The 14,418-nt window shown below is 70.1% G+C and carries 10 protein-coding genes and 2 pseudogenes; 5 read left to right on the top strand and 7 right to left on the bottom strand.

What is annotated here, in order from left to right:
• From OG306_RS12915 to OG306_RS12905, 3 genes and pseudogenes are all read right to left on the bottom strand, one after another.
• A pseudogene (locus OG306_RS12915) lies at nt 1-411 on the bottom strand (GNAT family N-acetyltransferase); the annotation flags it as partial.
• Between the two features lie 113 nt (nt 412-524).
• A complete protein-coding gene (locus tag OG306_RS12910) occupies nt 525-2,498 on the bottom strand; it encodes an Ig-like domain repeat protein (RefSeq protein WP_266906664.1) in 1,974 nt (657 codons plus the stop codon).
• A gap of 222 nt (nt 2,499-2,720) precedes the next feature.
• Nucleotides 2,721-3,092: pseudogene (locus tag OG306_RS12905) on the bottom strand (YdcF family protein); the annotation flags it as partial.
• A gap of 477 nt (nt 3,093-3,569) precedes the next feature.
• On the opposite strand from OG306_RS12905, the gene OG306_RS12900 reads away from it, so the two are divergent.
• The 3 genes from OG306_RS12900 to OG306_RS12890 all read left to right on the top strand — a co-directional run bounded on the left by OG306_RS12900 (nt 3,570) and on the right by OG306_RS12890 (nt 6,098).
• Nucleotides 3,570-4,253 carry a GntR family transcriptional regulator gene (locus OG306_RS12900; RefSeq protein ID WP_371665311.1) on the top strand — a complete coding sequence of 228 codons (684 nt, stop codon included), beginning with the start codon at nt 3,570-3,572 and terminating at the stop codon, nt 4,251-4,253.
• Between the two features lie 93 nt (nt 4,254-4,346).
• Nucleotides 4,347-5,357 carry a 1-aminocyclopropane-1-carboxylate deaminase gene (locus OG306_RS12895; RefSeq protein ID WP_266746322.1) on the top strand — a complete coding sequence of 337 codons (1,011 nt, stop codon included), beginning with the start codon at nt 4,347-4,349 and terminating at the stop codon, nt 5,355-5,357.
• Between the two features lie 189 nt (nt 5,358-5,546).
• On the top strand, nt 5,547-6,098 hold the full coding sequence (locus tag OG306_RS12890) for a GNAT family N-acetyltransferase (RefSeq protein ID WP_266906666.1): 552 nt from the start codon (nt 5,547-5,549) through the stop codon (nt 6,096-6,098).
• 33 nt (nt 6,099-6,131) lie between these two features.
• On the opposite strand, the gene OG306_RS12885 is transcribed toward OG306_RS12890, so the two are convergent.
• From OG306_RS12885 to OG306_RS12870, 4 genes are read right to left on the bottom strand one after another with little or no spacing between them, the layout of a single operon-like run.
• Entirely contained in the window at nt 6,132-7,298 is a 1,167-nt protein-coding gene (locus OG306_RS12885; protein WP_266746320.1) for an acyl-CoA dehydrogenase family protein, read from the bottom strand.
• A gap of 29 nt (nt 7,299-7,327) precedes the next feature.
• Complete coding sequence (locus OG306_RS12880; RefSeq protein ID WP_266746319.1) at nt 7,328-8,269, bottom strand: hydroxymethylglutaryl-CoA lyase; 942 nt, start codon at nt 8,267-8,269, stop codon at nt 7,328-7,330.
• A complete protein-coding gene (locus OG306_RS12875) occupies nt 8,266-10,359 on the bottom strand; it encodes an acetyl-CoA carboxylase biotin carboxylase subunit (RefSeq protein WP_266746318.1) in 2,094 nt (697 codons plus the stop codon). The genes OG306_RS12880 and OG306_RS12875 overlap by 4 nt, the downstream gene beginning before the upstream one ends.
• A 7-nt stretch (nt 10,360-10,366) precedes the next feature.
• Complete coding sequence (locus OG306_RS12870) at nt 10,367-11,989, bottom strand: carboxyl transferase domain-containing protein (protein WP_327259258.1); 1,623 nt, start codon at nt 11,987-11,989, stop codon at nt 10,367-10,369.
• Nucleotides 11,990-12,086: 97 nt separating this feature from the next.
• Between OG306_RS12870 and OG306_RS12865 the strand changes: the two genes are divergently transcribed.
• Nucleotides 12,087-12,695: an SACE_7040 family transcriptional regulator gene (locus OG306_RS12865; protein ID WP_266746316.1), complete on the top strand. Its 609-nt coding sequence runs from the start codon at nt 12,087-12,089 to the stop codon at nt 12,693-12,695.
• A 193-nt stretch (nt 12,696-12,888) separates the two neighbouring features.
• The gene (locus OG306_RS12860) at nt 12,889-14,358 is read left to right on the top strand and encodes a glycosyltransferase (protein WP_266746315.1); all 1,470 of its coding nucleotides are present in this window, start codon (nt 12,889-12,891) and stop codon (nt 14,356-14,358) included.
• Nucleotides 14,359-14,418 lie beyond the last annotated feature (60 nt).

Here is a 14,418-nt window from a genome sequence, read left to right as displayed (position 1 = left end):
GGCGAAGGCGGGATGCAGGGCGGCGGCCCGCATCTCGGTGCCGATGCCCTGCCCTTGGTGGGCGAGGCCCAGCCACGAGCCGGTGCTCACCTCGCCGGTGATGGCGAGGTCCTTCGCCGTCATGTCCTGCCGCCCGACCACCCGGCCCTCGTGCAGCACGGCGAGGCTCAGCGCCCAGTCCCGTACGGACCAGTGGGCGACGGTGGCCAGCACATGCTGGAACACGGCCTTTCCACGCTCGGCGGGCGACGCGTCGGTCCAGGGGACCGTGAACGGCATATCGGCCGGCGGGTGCACCCCGTCGACGGCCACCGACGCGAGGTCGTCCAGCAACTCCAGGTCCGGAAGCCGGAGTTCCAGACGCGGTGTGCGGAGGCGGAGCCCGTACAGGGGCCAGTGGTGCGGCTGCATGTACGGACTCTGCCGAAAGGGGCTGCGTGCTGTCGAACGAAGTGCACCCCGACCGTGCAGAAGGGCCCCCGCCGGGGCCCTTCTCCGTCACGCGGCAGTGGTGTGCTGTTTCCCTACTTCGTGAAGTACAGGTACTTCCACGCGCCGTGCGTCGTCGAGTTCACGTTGTCACCCGAGGAGCCCTTGACGTACGAGGAGCGCATCCGGGCGCGGATGCCGGACTGGCCAGGGGCTTCGAGGCGGACTACGGACTTGCCGGTGGTGCCCAGCGCGAAGTACTCGGGGTCCGCGTCGTACCACTTGCCCTGGTAGTAGACCTGGAGCCCGAAGCGCTGCTGGCGGCCCTTGTAGTACGTCATCGACGTGGTGAGGACCGGGTCGGTGTTCTTGTGGAACCAGTAGTACGTCGTGGAACCGATCTTGCCTGTTTTGTACTGCTTGGAGACGGAGGTGGAGACCTTCACCTTGGCATACGCGGTCGACTTCACGGTCTTGGAACCCGAGCGGGCATCGCCCGCGGTGACCGCGGTGACCGCGGTGTTACGGGTCATGCTCACGGTGACCGACAGGTTGCCCTTGGAGTTGACCTTGCCCTTCTTCAGCAGCTTCTTGGGCTTGTCGGCGCCGAAGGGATCGGCCCAGATCTCGACGGTGCGGTTCTTGTACGTCTTGCCGAGGTGGGCGGTGAACGAGACCTTGGCGCCGTAGGAGTAGGTGCTGCCGTTGCGGTTGAGCGTGAGGGCGGTGGCGGTGCGCGAGACGGCGACCGTGTCCTTGCCCGATGCGGGCGCGTGCGTGGCGTCGCCCGCGTACGTCGCCGTGTAGGTGACGTTGCCGCCGGCGGGCGGGGTGTCGCTGAAGGAGAACGCACCGGACGAACCGACCGTCTTCGCGCCGAGCGACTTGCCCTTGGGGGAGTCGATATCGGTCCGGGTGACGGTGACCTTGGAGCCCGAGGGGAAAGACTTGCCGGAGGTCAGTTTGCCGGTGACGTCGAGCTTCTTGGCGCGGGTCGCCTTGGCGGGCGCGGAGACGGTGGCCTTGACCGGGTAGCGGGTGGCGTCGTCGAGGACCCGCAGGAACGGCCCGCCGTAGCCGTTGGCGAGGGCGAACAGCTTGGTCCCGTCGGGGGCCCACGCCAGTCCTTGCGAGGTGATGGTGTCGCCGCCCGGCGTGCCCTGGTCGTACGTGTACGTGCGGTACGGCGTCGTCGCGCCGGGCTTGTAGATGTAGATGTCCGTGTCGTACCAGCTGTAGGTGGACAGGGCGACCGTGCCGTCCGGGGCGATCGCGGCCGAGTTGGGATGGTCCGCCTTGGTCGGATAGCCGCCGGTACGGGTGAGGTCGTCGGTGTTGATCGCGGTCGCCGCGTAGGGGGACTCGCCCGAGGCGGCGACGATCTTCTTGCCGTCGGCGCTGAGTGCGAAGTCGTCCATGTAGTTCGCGGCCTCGGACGGCATGCCCTGCTTGCGCAGGACGGGGGTGCTCGTCGACACGTCGTACACGGCCAGTCCGGACCAGGTGCCGTGGACGCCGAGCACCAGGGTGTTCCCGGTGGACTCCAGCTCGGGGGCGTCGTACCAGCCGATGCCGGGGAGCTGGTCGAGGGCGACCTCCGGGCTGCTCTGCGCGGGGTCGAACGAGCCCAGGTGGTGCGATGGCTGCTCGCCGTACATGAACCAGACCCGCCCGCCCGCCACCGCCAGCGTCTGGGGCCGGGTGTTCTCGCCGGTGCTGTACTGCGCGGCGGCCGTCGAGGTGGTCGTCTCGATGGCCACGACGGCGTCGCTGCCCGGGACGGCCGCGTAGACGGAACGGGAGTCGGGTGCGATCGCCAGATCCTGTACGCCAGGGAGATTCGGGACGGTCGTCACGACCTTGCCCGCGTAGTCGGTGACGACGACCTTGTTGCCGCTCGGATCGCTGATGTAGACCCGCTTGTGTACACCGTCCACGGCGATGTCGCCGTACGAGGAGATCGGCAGGGCCTTGCTGGAGTCGGCCATGGCCGACCCCGTGGTGCCGACGGCCAGCGCCGTCGAGCTGAAGAGGACCGCGAGCGCGGTCGACACGGTGCGCGTGCGCACGTTGATGTACCCCCACGGTGAAACCCGGTGGATGGGCCGGGTGACGAGGCGGGCCGCGCGGCATCCGGACACCGATACGTGAAGACGGTGTGCAGGGCGCGGCCGTTGTTGTGAAGGGTATGTCATGGCAGTGACAGGCGGAAGCGGATATGCGCGCGGGGCCGGGGGAACCGCGCCGGACGAACTCCGCGGCGGAGCCGCGTTGTTCCCGGGACGCCGGACTCAGTGCCCCGTCTCCGTGCCGCCCGCGACGAGCCGGCTCGTGAAGCCCGCACGGGACAACCGCTCGTACGCCGCCGTCACCTCGTCGGGAACGGCGTCGGCGACCATGAAGCCGTGGGCCGGATGGATCAGCAGACGTTGCAGCGCGCCGACGAGCATGTCGATCACCAGTCGGTCGTCCTGGATGGACGCCACATACTGCTCGGAGGTCATCGGGCTCGACGCACTCACGAACTCGACGCCTGGCCACAGCTTGCGGGCCGTGGCGTGGGCGCGGCGCTCCTCGTAGGGCTTGCTGATCAGCAGGACGGATGAGACGTCGATGTCTGCCTCTTCGAGCAATGCCCGGGAGAAGCGGATGTTCTTGCCGCTCTTCGCCGGCCGCCGCGCGAATGCGGGCACTCGCTGTGCCCCGATTATGTTCCGCCGGAGCCTGGGGCATGACGCCCCGGCCGGTCTCGTCGGCGCTCTGCATGGGCATGGTCGTCTTCGGCCGAGCCCACGACATGGTGGGGGTGGTGGACGGATTCGCCGGCCCGATCGTCACGTTGTCGCGCCGCACCGGCCTCACCTGGCAGAGCCGTTCGGCCCCTGCGCGGCCGGGTGCTGCGTACGGGCGGCGGCAGTTGCGGGCGATCGGCGCGCTGCATCGGCTGCGGTGGCGTTGGCGAGCCGGGCCGTCACGTAGTCCTCCCCGTAACCGCTGTGCGCGGCGAGCTCCGCCGTATGCCCGCGCAGCAGCCCGCACTCGGCGAGGAAGTCCTCGATGTCCTCCGGCTGTTCGATGCGGTGTGCCGCGGCACTGCGTGGCTATTGACATGCGGCAATACGTAGTACGCAATATATTGCATGCCGATCCCTCAAGGTGAGACCTCGCCGCCCCGTGACCTGTTGCGAGACCACGTGTTCCGTCGGCTGCGCGATGCGATCGTCGACGGGACGCTGGAGCCCGGCGAGCAGCTGCGCGACGGTGAGCTCGCCGGCTGGCTCGGCGTCAGTCGCACCCCCGTGCGCGAGGCACTTCTGCGTCTGGGCCAAGCCGGCCTGGTTGTCGCCGCACCAGGCCGGTCCACCACCGTCAGCACGCTGGACGTGCGCGCGACCCGCAACGCACAGTCGGTGGTCGCGGCCATGCATCGACTCGCGGTCCGCGAGGCCGTGCGTCAGATGACCGAGGAGGACTTCGCGCGAATGCGAAGCGCCAACGAGCGATTCGACGCCGCGCTCCGGTGCGGTGACGTCGATGCTGCGCTCGCGGCCGACGACGAGCTCCACGCGGTGACCGTCGAGGCCGCGGGAAACGACGCGATCAAGACCGTGCTGGAGCAGTTCACGCCGGTGCTCCGCCGGGTCGAGCGACTCCGCTTCTCGTCGGTCACCGGTCGCGGGTCGGTGGCTCTGCACCGCAAGCTCATCGACTTGTGCGCGGCCGGTGATGCCGAGGCTGCCGCGGACGTCTCCTTCGACACCTGGCAGACCCTGGAGCCGCTGCTGGAGATGTCCGGCACGGAGCAAACCGAAGAGGCCGGCTGATCGACCAGGCCGGCTGATCGACCAGGCATGCCGGCCCGGCCCGGCCGGCTTGTCCGCCCTCTCCCACCCCTTTCAAGCCCGAGGAGAACAGTCATGTCAGTGCAGGACTTCCCCCGCTACCCGCTGCTGTTCGGGCCCAGCCCGGTACACCCGCTGGAGCGGCTGAGCGAGCACCTGGGCGGCGCCAAGCTCTGGGCCAAGCGCGAAGACTGCAACAGCGGTCTCGCGTTCGGCGGCAACAAGACCCGCAAGCTGGAGTACATCGTTCCCGACATCCTGGCCGAGGGTGCCGACACACTCGTCTCGATCGGTGGCTACCAGTCCAACCACACCCGTCAGGTGGCCGCGCTCGCGGCCAGGCTCGGGCTGAAGGCCCTGCTGGTGCAGGAGCGCTGGGTGGACTGGCCGGACACCGTCAACGACCGGGTCGGGAACATCCTGTTGTCCCGGCTGATGGGAGCGGAGGTCCGCCTGGACCCGGCCGACTTCGGCATCGGCTTCAAGGACAGCTGGAATCAGGCGTTGGAGGACGTACGCAGCCGCGGTGGACGTCCCTACGGGATCCCCGCGGGGGCCTCGGACCACAGGCTGGGCGGACTGGGCTTCGCCAACTGGGCGTATGAGGTGCAGCAGCAGGAGGAGGAGCTGGGCGTCTTCTTCGACACCATCGTGGTCTGTTCGGTGACCGGTTCGACCCACGCCGGCATGATCGCGGGCTTCGCCGGGCAGGACCGTCCGCGCCGGGTCATCGGCATCGACGCCTCGGCCAAGATCGACGAGACCCGCGACCAGGTCGAGCGCATCGCCCGCAGCACCGCCGAACTGATCGGCCTCGGCCGGGACCTGAAGGACGACGAGATCACCGTCCTTGCCGGATGGGCCGGTGACCTGTACGGCATCCCGGTGCAGTCCACCCTCGACGCGATGAGGCTCACCGCCCGGCTGGAGGGCGTCATCCTCGACCCGGTCTACGAGGGCAAGTCCATGGCCGGCCTGATCGATCTGGTCCGGGGCGGCGACATTCCCAAGGACTCCAACGTGCTCTACGCCCACCTCGGTGGCCAGCCCGCGCTGAACGCGTACAGCGCACTGTTCACCGGCTGACCCGGCTGACCCGGCTGACCCGGCTGACCCGGCCGACCCGGCTGGACTGGATGTCCCGCGATACCGGCTCGTGTTCGCCGGCCGGCAGGCACCGGTCGGTTCGGTGGGGCGGGTGACCGGACCGCGGAAAGGTTCGGACCTCCGGAACCCCCCGTGATCCGGCCCGGCGGGGCGGCATACGATCTCCGGATGATCAAAGGCGAGTTGGTAAGGCTCCGCGCACTGCGTGCGGAGGACGCGGAGCATCACCTCCGGTGGCGCAACGATTCGGAAGTGGTGCACTGGGCCGCCGGTGGCGACCCGTGCTTCGGGCCGGTCACGGCGGAGGCACTCGGGCTCGGCTTCGAGACGATGCTGCGGCTGAACCCGAGGGAGTCGGCCGTCTTCACGGTCGAGGACCTGACCGACGGCACGGTGATCGGCATGGCGGACTACCGGGACCTGGATCCGTTCGCCGGGCTGGTCACCGTCGGCATCACGATCGGCGAGCGGGACCGCTGGGGCCGCGGCCACGGCTCCGATGCGCTGCGCCTGCTGGTGGGGCACCTGTTCGGGGCCTTCGGGCTGCACCGGATCGAGCTCGACACCTGGAGCGGCAACGAGCGGGCCGTCCGCGCCTTCACCAAGGCGGGCTTCCGCGAGGAGGGCCGACGCCGGGGCACCGTGCCGGTGGCGGGCAAGCGGTACGACACCGTGCTGTTCGGGATGCTGCGCGAGGAGTGGCCGGGCGCGACGAACTGATCGCTCGCCCGCCCGGCCCACGCCCGGTGGCCGTCAGGCCGGCAGGCCCAGCTCCCTCGCGATCAGCATCCGCTGTACCTCGCTGGTGCCCTCGCCGATCTCCAGGATCTTGGAGTCGCGCCACATCCTGGCCACCGGGTATTCGTTCATGAAGCCGTAGCCGCCGTGAATCTGCGTCGCCTCGCGGGCGTTGTCGACCGCGACGGTCGACGAGTACAGCTTCGCGATCGCCGCCTCCTTCTTGAAGGGTTCACCCGCGACCAGGCGCGACGCCGCGTCGCGCCAGCCGACGCGGGCCATGTGGGCGCGCGTCTCCATGTCCGCGATCTTGAACTGGATCGCCTGGTTGACGCCGATGGGCTTGCCGAAGGCGTGGCGCTCCTTGGCGTACTTCACCGACTCGTCGACGCAGCCCTGCGCCAGGCCGGTGGACAGGGCGGCGATGGCGATGCGGCCCTCGTCCAGGATGCGCAGGAACTGGGCGTAGCCGCGGCCCTCCTCGCCCAGCAGGTTCGTCAGCGGGACGCGGACGTCACAGAAGGACAGCTCGCGGGTGTCCGAGGCGTTCCAGCCGACCTTGGAGTACGGGGCGGCGACCGTGAAGCCGGGGGTGCCGGACGGCACGATGATGCAGGAGATGAGCGGGGCGCCGTTCGCCTTGTGGCCGGTCACCGCCGTGACCGTGACCAGTTCGGTGATGTCCGTACCGGAGTTGGTGATGAAGCACTTCGATCCGTTGATCACCCACTCGCCCGCCGCCTCGTCGCGCACCGCCGTCGTGCGGGTGCCGCCCGCGTCCGAACCGGCGTCCGGCTCGGTCAGGCCGAACGCGCCGAGCGCCTCGCCCGAGCAGAGCTTCGGCAGCCACTGCCGCTTCTGCTCCTCCGTACCGAAGCGGAAGACCGGCATCGCGCCGAGCGAGACCCCGGCCTCCAGGGTGATCGCCACGGAGGAGTCGACCCGGGCCAGTTCCTCCAGGGCGATCCCGAGGGCGAGGTAGTCGCCGCCCATGCCGCCGTACTCCTCGGGGAACGGCAGCCCGAACAGGCCCATCCGTCCCATCTCCCGCACGATCTCGTACGGGAACTCATGGCGCTCGTAGAAGTCGCCGATCTTCGGGGCGATCACATCGTGCGCGAACTCCTCGACGGTGCGACGCAGTTCCTCGTGCTCGGCGGTCAGCCGGTGGTCCAGGGGCATGGCAGGTGTCACTCCTTGTGGGACGGTGGTTATCGCACCGAGAGCGCGCGGACGGTACGGGACGGGCTGGGTCGGCCCAGCTGTTCGGCGAGCCACACGCTGGTGGCGGTGAGCGCGTCGAGGTCGACCCCGGTTTCGATGCCGAGGCCCTGGAGCATCCACACGAGGTCTTCGGTGGCGAGGTTTCCGGTCGCGCTCTTCGCGTACGGGCAGCCGCCGAGTCCGCCCGCGGAGGCGTCCACGGTGGTCACACCGTGCTGGAGCGCGGCGAGGGTGTTGGACAGGGCCTGTCCGTACGTGTCGTGGAAGTGCACGCCGATGGCGTCGGTGCGCACACCTTCCTCGTTCAGTTCGGAGAGCAGGTCCTGCACATGTCCGGGCGTGGCGACGCCGATGGTGTCGCCGAGGGAGAGCTCGTCGCAGCCGAGGTCCATCAGCGCCTTGGCCACGCGGACGACCTGATGGACGGGGACGGGTCCCTCCCACGGATCGCCGAAGCACATCGACAGATAGCCGCGCACGTGCACCTTGTCGGCCTTGGCGCGGGCCACGACCGGCTCGAACATGGCGAGGGACTCGTCGACGGTGCGGTTGAGATTGCGGGCGGCGAACGTCTCGGTCGCCGAGCCGAACACCGCGATCCGCCGGGCGCCGAGCGCCAGGGCCCGGTCCAGGCCGCGTTCGTTCGGTACGAGCACGGGCAGATCGACGCCCGCGATGTCGGCGAGACGGGGGAACAGGTCCTCCGCGTCGGCCAGTTGGGGCACCCACTTGGGGTGCACGAAGCTGGTCGCCTCGATGGTGGTCAGGCCCGACGCGGCGAGGCGGTGGATGAACTCCGCCTTCACCGCGGTCGGTACGACGGCCTTCTCGTTCTGCAGCCCGTCGCGGGCGCCGACCTCGTGGATGCGCACCCGTGGGGGCAGGTCCTGGGCGGGCACGGTCATGGGCAGGGCGCGGGGTGTCGTCATGCCTGCTCCCCGGGGGCCTCGGCGGGGGCCACCACGGCCAGGATCTGGTCCATGGCGACCGTGGCGCCGGCGGTGACGTCCAGCTCGGTCACGGTTCCGGCGTGCGGGGCGGAGATGACGTGTTCCATCTTCATCGCCTCGACGACGAGCAGGCTCTGACCGGCCACGACCTCGTCCCCGACCGCCACCTTCACGACGGTGACGGTGCCGGGCATGGGCGCGGCGAGCGTGTCCGCCCCGGAGCGCGCGGCGCCGGCCAGGGACGCCTCCACGGGGTCGTGGTCCTGTACGTGCCAGGTGTCGCCGTCGCGGCCCAGCCAGGTCCCGTCCGGGGACGCGGCGTGGGTGAACGCGTGGGTGACACCGGCGAGTTCGATGACGATGCGGTGCGCGGACAGCTCGACCGTGTTCGCCGTCTCCGTGCCGCCGGGCAGCGGGGCCAGCGGGCCGCAGGGGCCCGTCGCGGGCTCCGGTGGCTGTGCGCCCTCCCCGACATGGCCGAACGTCAGCTCGGTGCCCGCCGGGAAGGAGCGCAGCGACACCTGCACCGGGTCGTGGCCCGGCAGCCGGAAGTCGAGCACGGTGCGGGCGGGGGTGCCGCCCAGCCGCCAGCCGCTCGCCACCGAGAACGGGTCCACCCAGCCGGCGGCGTCGGCGGGGGAGGCGGCCGGTGGGGCGGACTGCCGCAGCAGCGCCGCGGCCGCGTACACCTCCTCCGGCACCCCCTCCGGCACCAGTGCGGCCACGTCGCGCTCCACCAGGCCGGTGTCCAGATCGCCCGCCACCACCCCGGGGTGGGCGAGCAGCCGCCGCAGGAAGCCGGCGTTCGTCGGGACGCCGAGGATCACCGTGTCCGCGAGGGCCGCGCGCAGCCCGCGCAGGGCGGCGGCGCGGTCGGGGCCGTACGCGATGACCTTCGACAGCATCGGGTCGTACAGGCTGCCGACCTCGCCGCCCGCGGCGAGCCCGGAGTCCGTCCGTACGCCGTTGCCCCGCGGCTCGTGCAGTGCGAGGACCGTGCCGCCGGACGGCAGGAAGCCGCGGGACGGGTCCTCGGCGCAGATCCGGGCCTCGATCGCATGGCCGGTGAGCCGGATGTCCTGCTGCTGGTACGGGAGTTGCTCGCCCGCCGCGATCCTCAGCTGCCACTCCACCAGGTCCAGGCCGGTGATCAGCTCGGTGACCGGGTGCTCGACCTGGAGGCGGGTGTTCATCTCCATGAAGTAGTACGAGGCGGGGTCGTTGCCCGGGACGATGAACTCCACCGTGCCCGCGCCGACATATCCGCAGGAGCGGGCCGCCTGGACGGCCGCCTCGCCCATCGCCGCCCGGGTCTCCTCGTCGAGCAGGACGGACGGCGCCTCCTCGATGATCTTCTGGTGGCGGCGCTGGAGCGAGCATTCGCGCTCACCGAGGTGGACCACGTTGCCGTGGGTGTCCGCCAGGACCTGGATCTCGATGTGCCGGGGCCGGTCGATCCACCGCTCCACCAGCAGCGTGTCGTCGCCGAACGAGGCCCGCGCCTCGCGCCGGGCGGCGGCGATCTCGTCCGCGAGCAGTGTCTCGTCGCGCACCAGCCGCATGCCCTTGCCACCGCCGCCCGCCGAGGGCTTCAGCAGCACCGGCGTGCCGATCTCGCGGGCCGCGTCGCCCAGTTGGGTATCGGTGAGCCCGCTCCCCGAGGAGCCGGGCACCACCGGGACCCCGGCCTTTGCGACCGTCTCCTTGGCCCGGATCTTGTCGCCCATCAGGGAGATGGCGTCGGCGGGCGGGCCGATGAAGGTCAGCCCCGCCGCCGCGCACGCCCGCGCGAAGCCCGCGTTCTCGGCGAGGAACCCGTACCCGGGGTGGACGGCCTGCGCGCCGGTGCGACGGGCCGCGTCCAGCAGCGCGGGCACGCTCAGATAGCTCATGGCGGCGGGCGCGGGCCCGATCCGTACCGCCGTGTCGGCCTCCCGTACGTGCCGGGCGTCCGCGTCCGCGTCGCTGAACACGGCGACCGAACGGACGCCGAGCTCGCGCAGCGTACGGATGACACGTACCGCGATCTCGCCTCGGTTGGCGACGAGAACGGTGTCGAACATCGTCATCTGTTCCTCACATCCGGAAGACGCCGAAGCCGGGCGCTGCGTGGTCCTTTTGGGGCAGCGGGGCGTTGGCACACGCGGTCAGGGCGAGCCCCAGTACCTGCCGGGTCTCCAGCGGGTCGATCACGCCGTCGTCCCAGAGCCGGGCCGTGGCGTAGTAGGCGTTGCCCTGGGTCTCGTACTGCTCGCGGACCGGGGCCTTGAACGCCTCCTCGTCCGCCGCGCTCCAGTCGTCGCCCAGTTGGTCGCGCTTGACCGTCGCGAGGACGGACGCGGCCTGCTCGCCGCCCATGACGGAGATCTTCGCGTTGGGCCACATCCACAGGAAGCGGGGGGAGTAGGCGCGGCCGCACATCGAGTAGTTGCCCGCGCCGTACGAACCGCCGACGACCACCGTCAGCTTCGGCACGCGGGTGCAGGCGACCGCCGTCACCATCTTGGCGCCGTGCTTGGCGATGCCACCGGCCTCGTAGTCGCGCCCCACCATGAAACCCGAGATGTTCTGCAGGAAGACCAGCGGGATGCCGCGCTGGTCGCACAGCTCGATGAAGTGGGCGCCCTTCTGGGCGGACTCGGAGAACAGGATGCCGTTGTTGGCGACGATCCCGACCGGGTGGCCGTGGATCCGGGCGAAACCGGTGATCAGCGTCGTACCGTACTCCGCCTTGAACTCGGCGAACCGTGAGCCGTCCACCACCCGGGCGATCACCTCCCGGACGTCGTACGGCGTGCGGGAATCGACCGGGACGGCCCCGTACAGCCCGGCGGGATCGACCTTCGGCTCCTCGGCCGGCCGCACCGACCACGGCAGTGCTCCGCGCTCCGGCAGCGTGGCGACGATGTTCCGCACGATCCGCAGCGCGTGCGCGTCGTCCTCGGCGAGATGGTCGGTGACCCCCGACGTACGGGAGTGCACCTCGCCGCCGCCGAGCTCCTCGGCCGTCACGACCTCGCCGGTCGCGGCCTTCACCAGCGGCGGACCGCCCAGGAAGATCGTGCCCTGGTTCCGTACGATCACGGCCTCGTCGCTCATCGCGGGGACGTACGCCCCACCCGCCGTGCACGACCCCAGCACGGCCGCGATCTGCGGGATGCCGGCCCCCGACATCCGGGCCTGGTTGTAGAAGATCCGCCCGAAGTGCTCCCGGTCCGGGAAGACCTCGTCCTGCATCGGCAGGAACGCGCCGCCCGAGTCGACGAGATACAGGCAGGGGAGCCGGTTCTCCAGCGCCACCTCCTGGGCGCGCAGGTGCTTCTTCACGGTCATCGGGTAGTACGTGCCGCCCTTGACGGTCGCGTCATTGGCGACGATCACGCACTCCCGGCCGCTGACCCGGCCGATCCCTGCGATCACCCCGGCCGCCGGGGCGGCGCCCCCGTACAGCCCCTCGGCCGCCAGCGGGGCCAGCTCCAGGAACGGGGAACCCGGATCGAGCAGGGTGTCCACCCGGTCCCGGGGCAGCAGTTTGCCGCGCGCCACATGCCGGGCCCGCGCCTTCTCACCCCCGCCGAGCCTGGCCGTGGCGAGCCGCGTGCGCAGCTCGTCGGCGAGCGCGTGATGCGCCGCCTCGTTGGCCTGCCAGGCCTCGGAGGCGGGATCGGCCGCGCTCGCCAGAACCGGTGCCTGCTGCATCCTGTCGAGCCCCCTTGCCCGTACCGCAGTAGTTAGTGAGCGTTAACGTATGTCTTCAGGTTAACGACCGCTAACCCGGCTGTCTAGAATCGAATCCATGACCATCAGGACGGACGCCCCCACCCGCCGCGAGCAGATCCTCAAGGAGGCCGCCCGCCTCTTCGCCGAGCGCGGCTTCCACGGCGTCGGCGTCGACGAGATAGGTGCCGCGGTCGGCATCAGCGGCCCCGGTCTCTACCGGCACTTCCCCGGCAAGGACGCGATGCTCGCCGAGCTGCTCGTCGGCATCAGCGAGCGGCTGCTGGCGGGCGGACGGCTGCGGGTGTCGGAGGACGCCGCCTGTGGCGACGGCTCGCCGCAGGCCCTGCTCGACGCGCTCATCGAGGGCCACATCGACTTCGCCCTCGACGACCGCCCCCTGATCACCCTCCACGACCGTGAGCTGGACCGCCTCCGGGACGCCGACCGCAAGCGGGTCCGCCAGCTCCAGCGGCAGTACGTCGAGGTGTGGGTGGAGGTCGTCCGCGAGGTGTATCCGGACCTGCCCGAACACGAGGCCCGCGCCGCCGTCCACGCCGTCTTCGGGCTGCTGAACTCGACCCCGCACCTGGGTCGTCCCGGCGCGCAGCCGGACCGCGCAGACACGGCGGCACTGCTGCACCGGCTGGCGCGCGGGGCGTTCGAGGCGGCGGCGGTCCGCCCGTAAGGCCTGCGGGCCGGTGCCCGGCGGAGGGCACCCGATTCAACGCGGCCTTGAATATATGAATTAAAGAGAGAGGAGTCAGGGAGTTCCTCGGATTCTCTTTCTTTTTCCCCGACGAGCTCCGTCGGTCGGGGTTTCGCGGCGCCCCCAGGCATATGGTTTGAGCTGGCTCACCCACGCCTGATGGGGGATTTAAATGAAAACATGTCAGGTTTCGATCGTTGTCCCGTGTTTCAATGAGGACGAGGTCATCGAGGCATTTCACCGTGCGCTGATCTCCGCCCTCGAACCCACTCGGCGGACCTTCGAGATCTGTTATGTCGACGACGGCAGCAGTGACCGGACCAGGCTCCGGATCGGTTCACTCGCCACCGCGGACCGGCGGGTCCGCTACACCTCCTTCAGCCGCAATTTCGGCAAGGAGGCCGCCATACTCGCGGGGCTGCGCATGTCCCGCGGCGACGCCGTCGTCCTCATGGACGCCGACCTCCAGCACCCGCCCGAACTGGTGCCCCGCATGCTGGAGCTGCGGCAGCGCGGCTACGACCAGGTCGTCGCGCGGCGCGACCGCGACGGCGAGGGCGCCCTGCGCACCTTTCTCAGCGCCGCCTACTACCGGGCCATGGGCCGGTGCATGGACGTCGAGGTCGTCGACGGGGAGGGCGACTTCAGGCTGCTGTCGCGCACCGCCGTGGACGCCGTGCTCGCGCTGCCCGAGAGCAACCGGTTCTCCAAGGGGATCTTCTCCTGGATCGGTTTCGAGACCGTCAGCTTCACGTACCGCAACATCCAGCGTGCGGCGGGACGTTCGAAGTGGGGCGGCAGACGCCTGTTCAACTACGGGATCGACGGGCTGATCTCCTTCAACAGCCGCCCGCTGCGCCTGGCCATCCACGGCGGCCTCGCGCTCGCGCTGGCGGCACTGGCATACGCCCTGTGGACCATCGCCGGCGTCGTGCTCCACGGCGTCGCCGTACCCGGCTACACCACCCTGCTGACCGCCATCGTGGCGCTCGGCGGAATCCAGCTCGCCACGCTCGGCGTCATCGGTGAATACGTGGGACGCATCTACAGCGAGGTGAAACGCCGTCCGCACTACGTGGTGCGCGAAACGAATGAATCTCCGCAGGTCCTCCCGTTCGATGTTCCGGCAGAGGTGCGTCCGCGACCGTCCGCGCCCGGGGACAGGAGAGCGCCGGCCGGGCGTACCGGATCGACCGCGCTCGGGGCGTCCCGGTTCCGGACCCTGCGCCAGTTCGTCGATTTCGGGCTGATCGGAGTAATTAATACGGTGGTATATCTGGCCGTGTACGCCACGCTGAATACCTGGATTCCCTATCTGGCCGCGCACGTCATCGGATACACGGTCAGCATCGTGGGATCCTTCCTGCTCAACTCGTACATCACCTGTCGTACGAAGCCGACCTGGCAGGCCTTCGTCCGGTATCCCCTGTCGAGCGTCGTCAATCTCGTACTCACGGGCGTTCTGCTCTACCTCGGCGTGAGCAGGCTGGGCATGGACAAGAACATCGCCGCCGTGGCCGCGGGAATCCTCGCCACCCCCTTCTCGTTCCTCCTCGCCCGCTGGGCCATCGACTCCGGCACCGACCTGGCCCGGCAGAGCGCCGGTCCGGCCGAGAGCCGTGCCGGACACACCGCACCGTGAAACCACACCGCGAACCCCACCGCCCGAACCTCTCGGCGGGCAGGACGCGAGCACCGTACG

The sequence above is a fragment of the Streptomyces sp. NBC_01241 genome (assembly GCF_041435435.1).
Taxonomy (GTDB): Bacteria; Actinomycetota; Actinomycetes; order Streptomycetales; family Streptomycetaceae; genus Streptomyces.
This window is presented reverse-complemented; position numbering and strand designations above follow the sequence as displayed.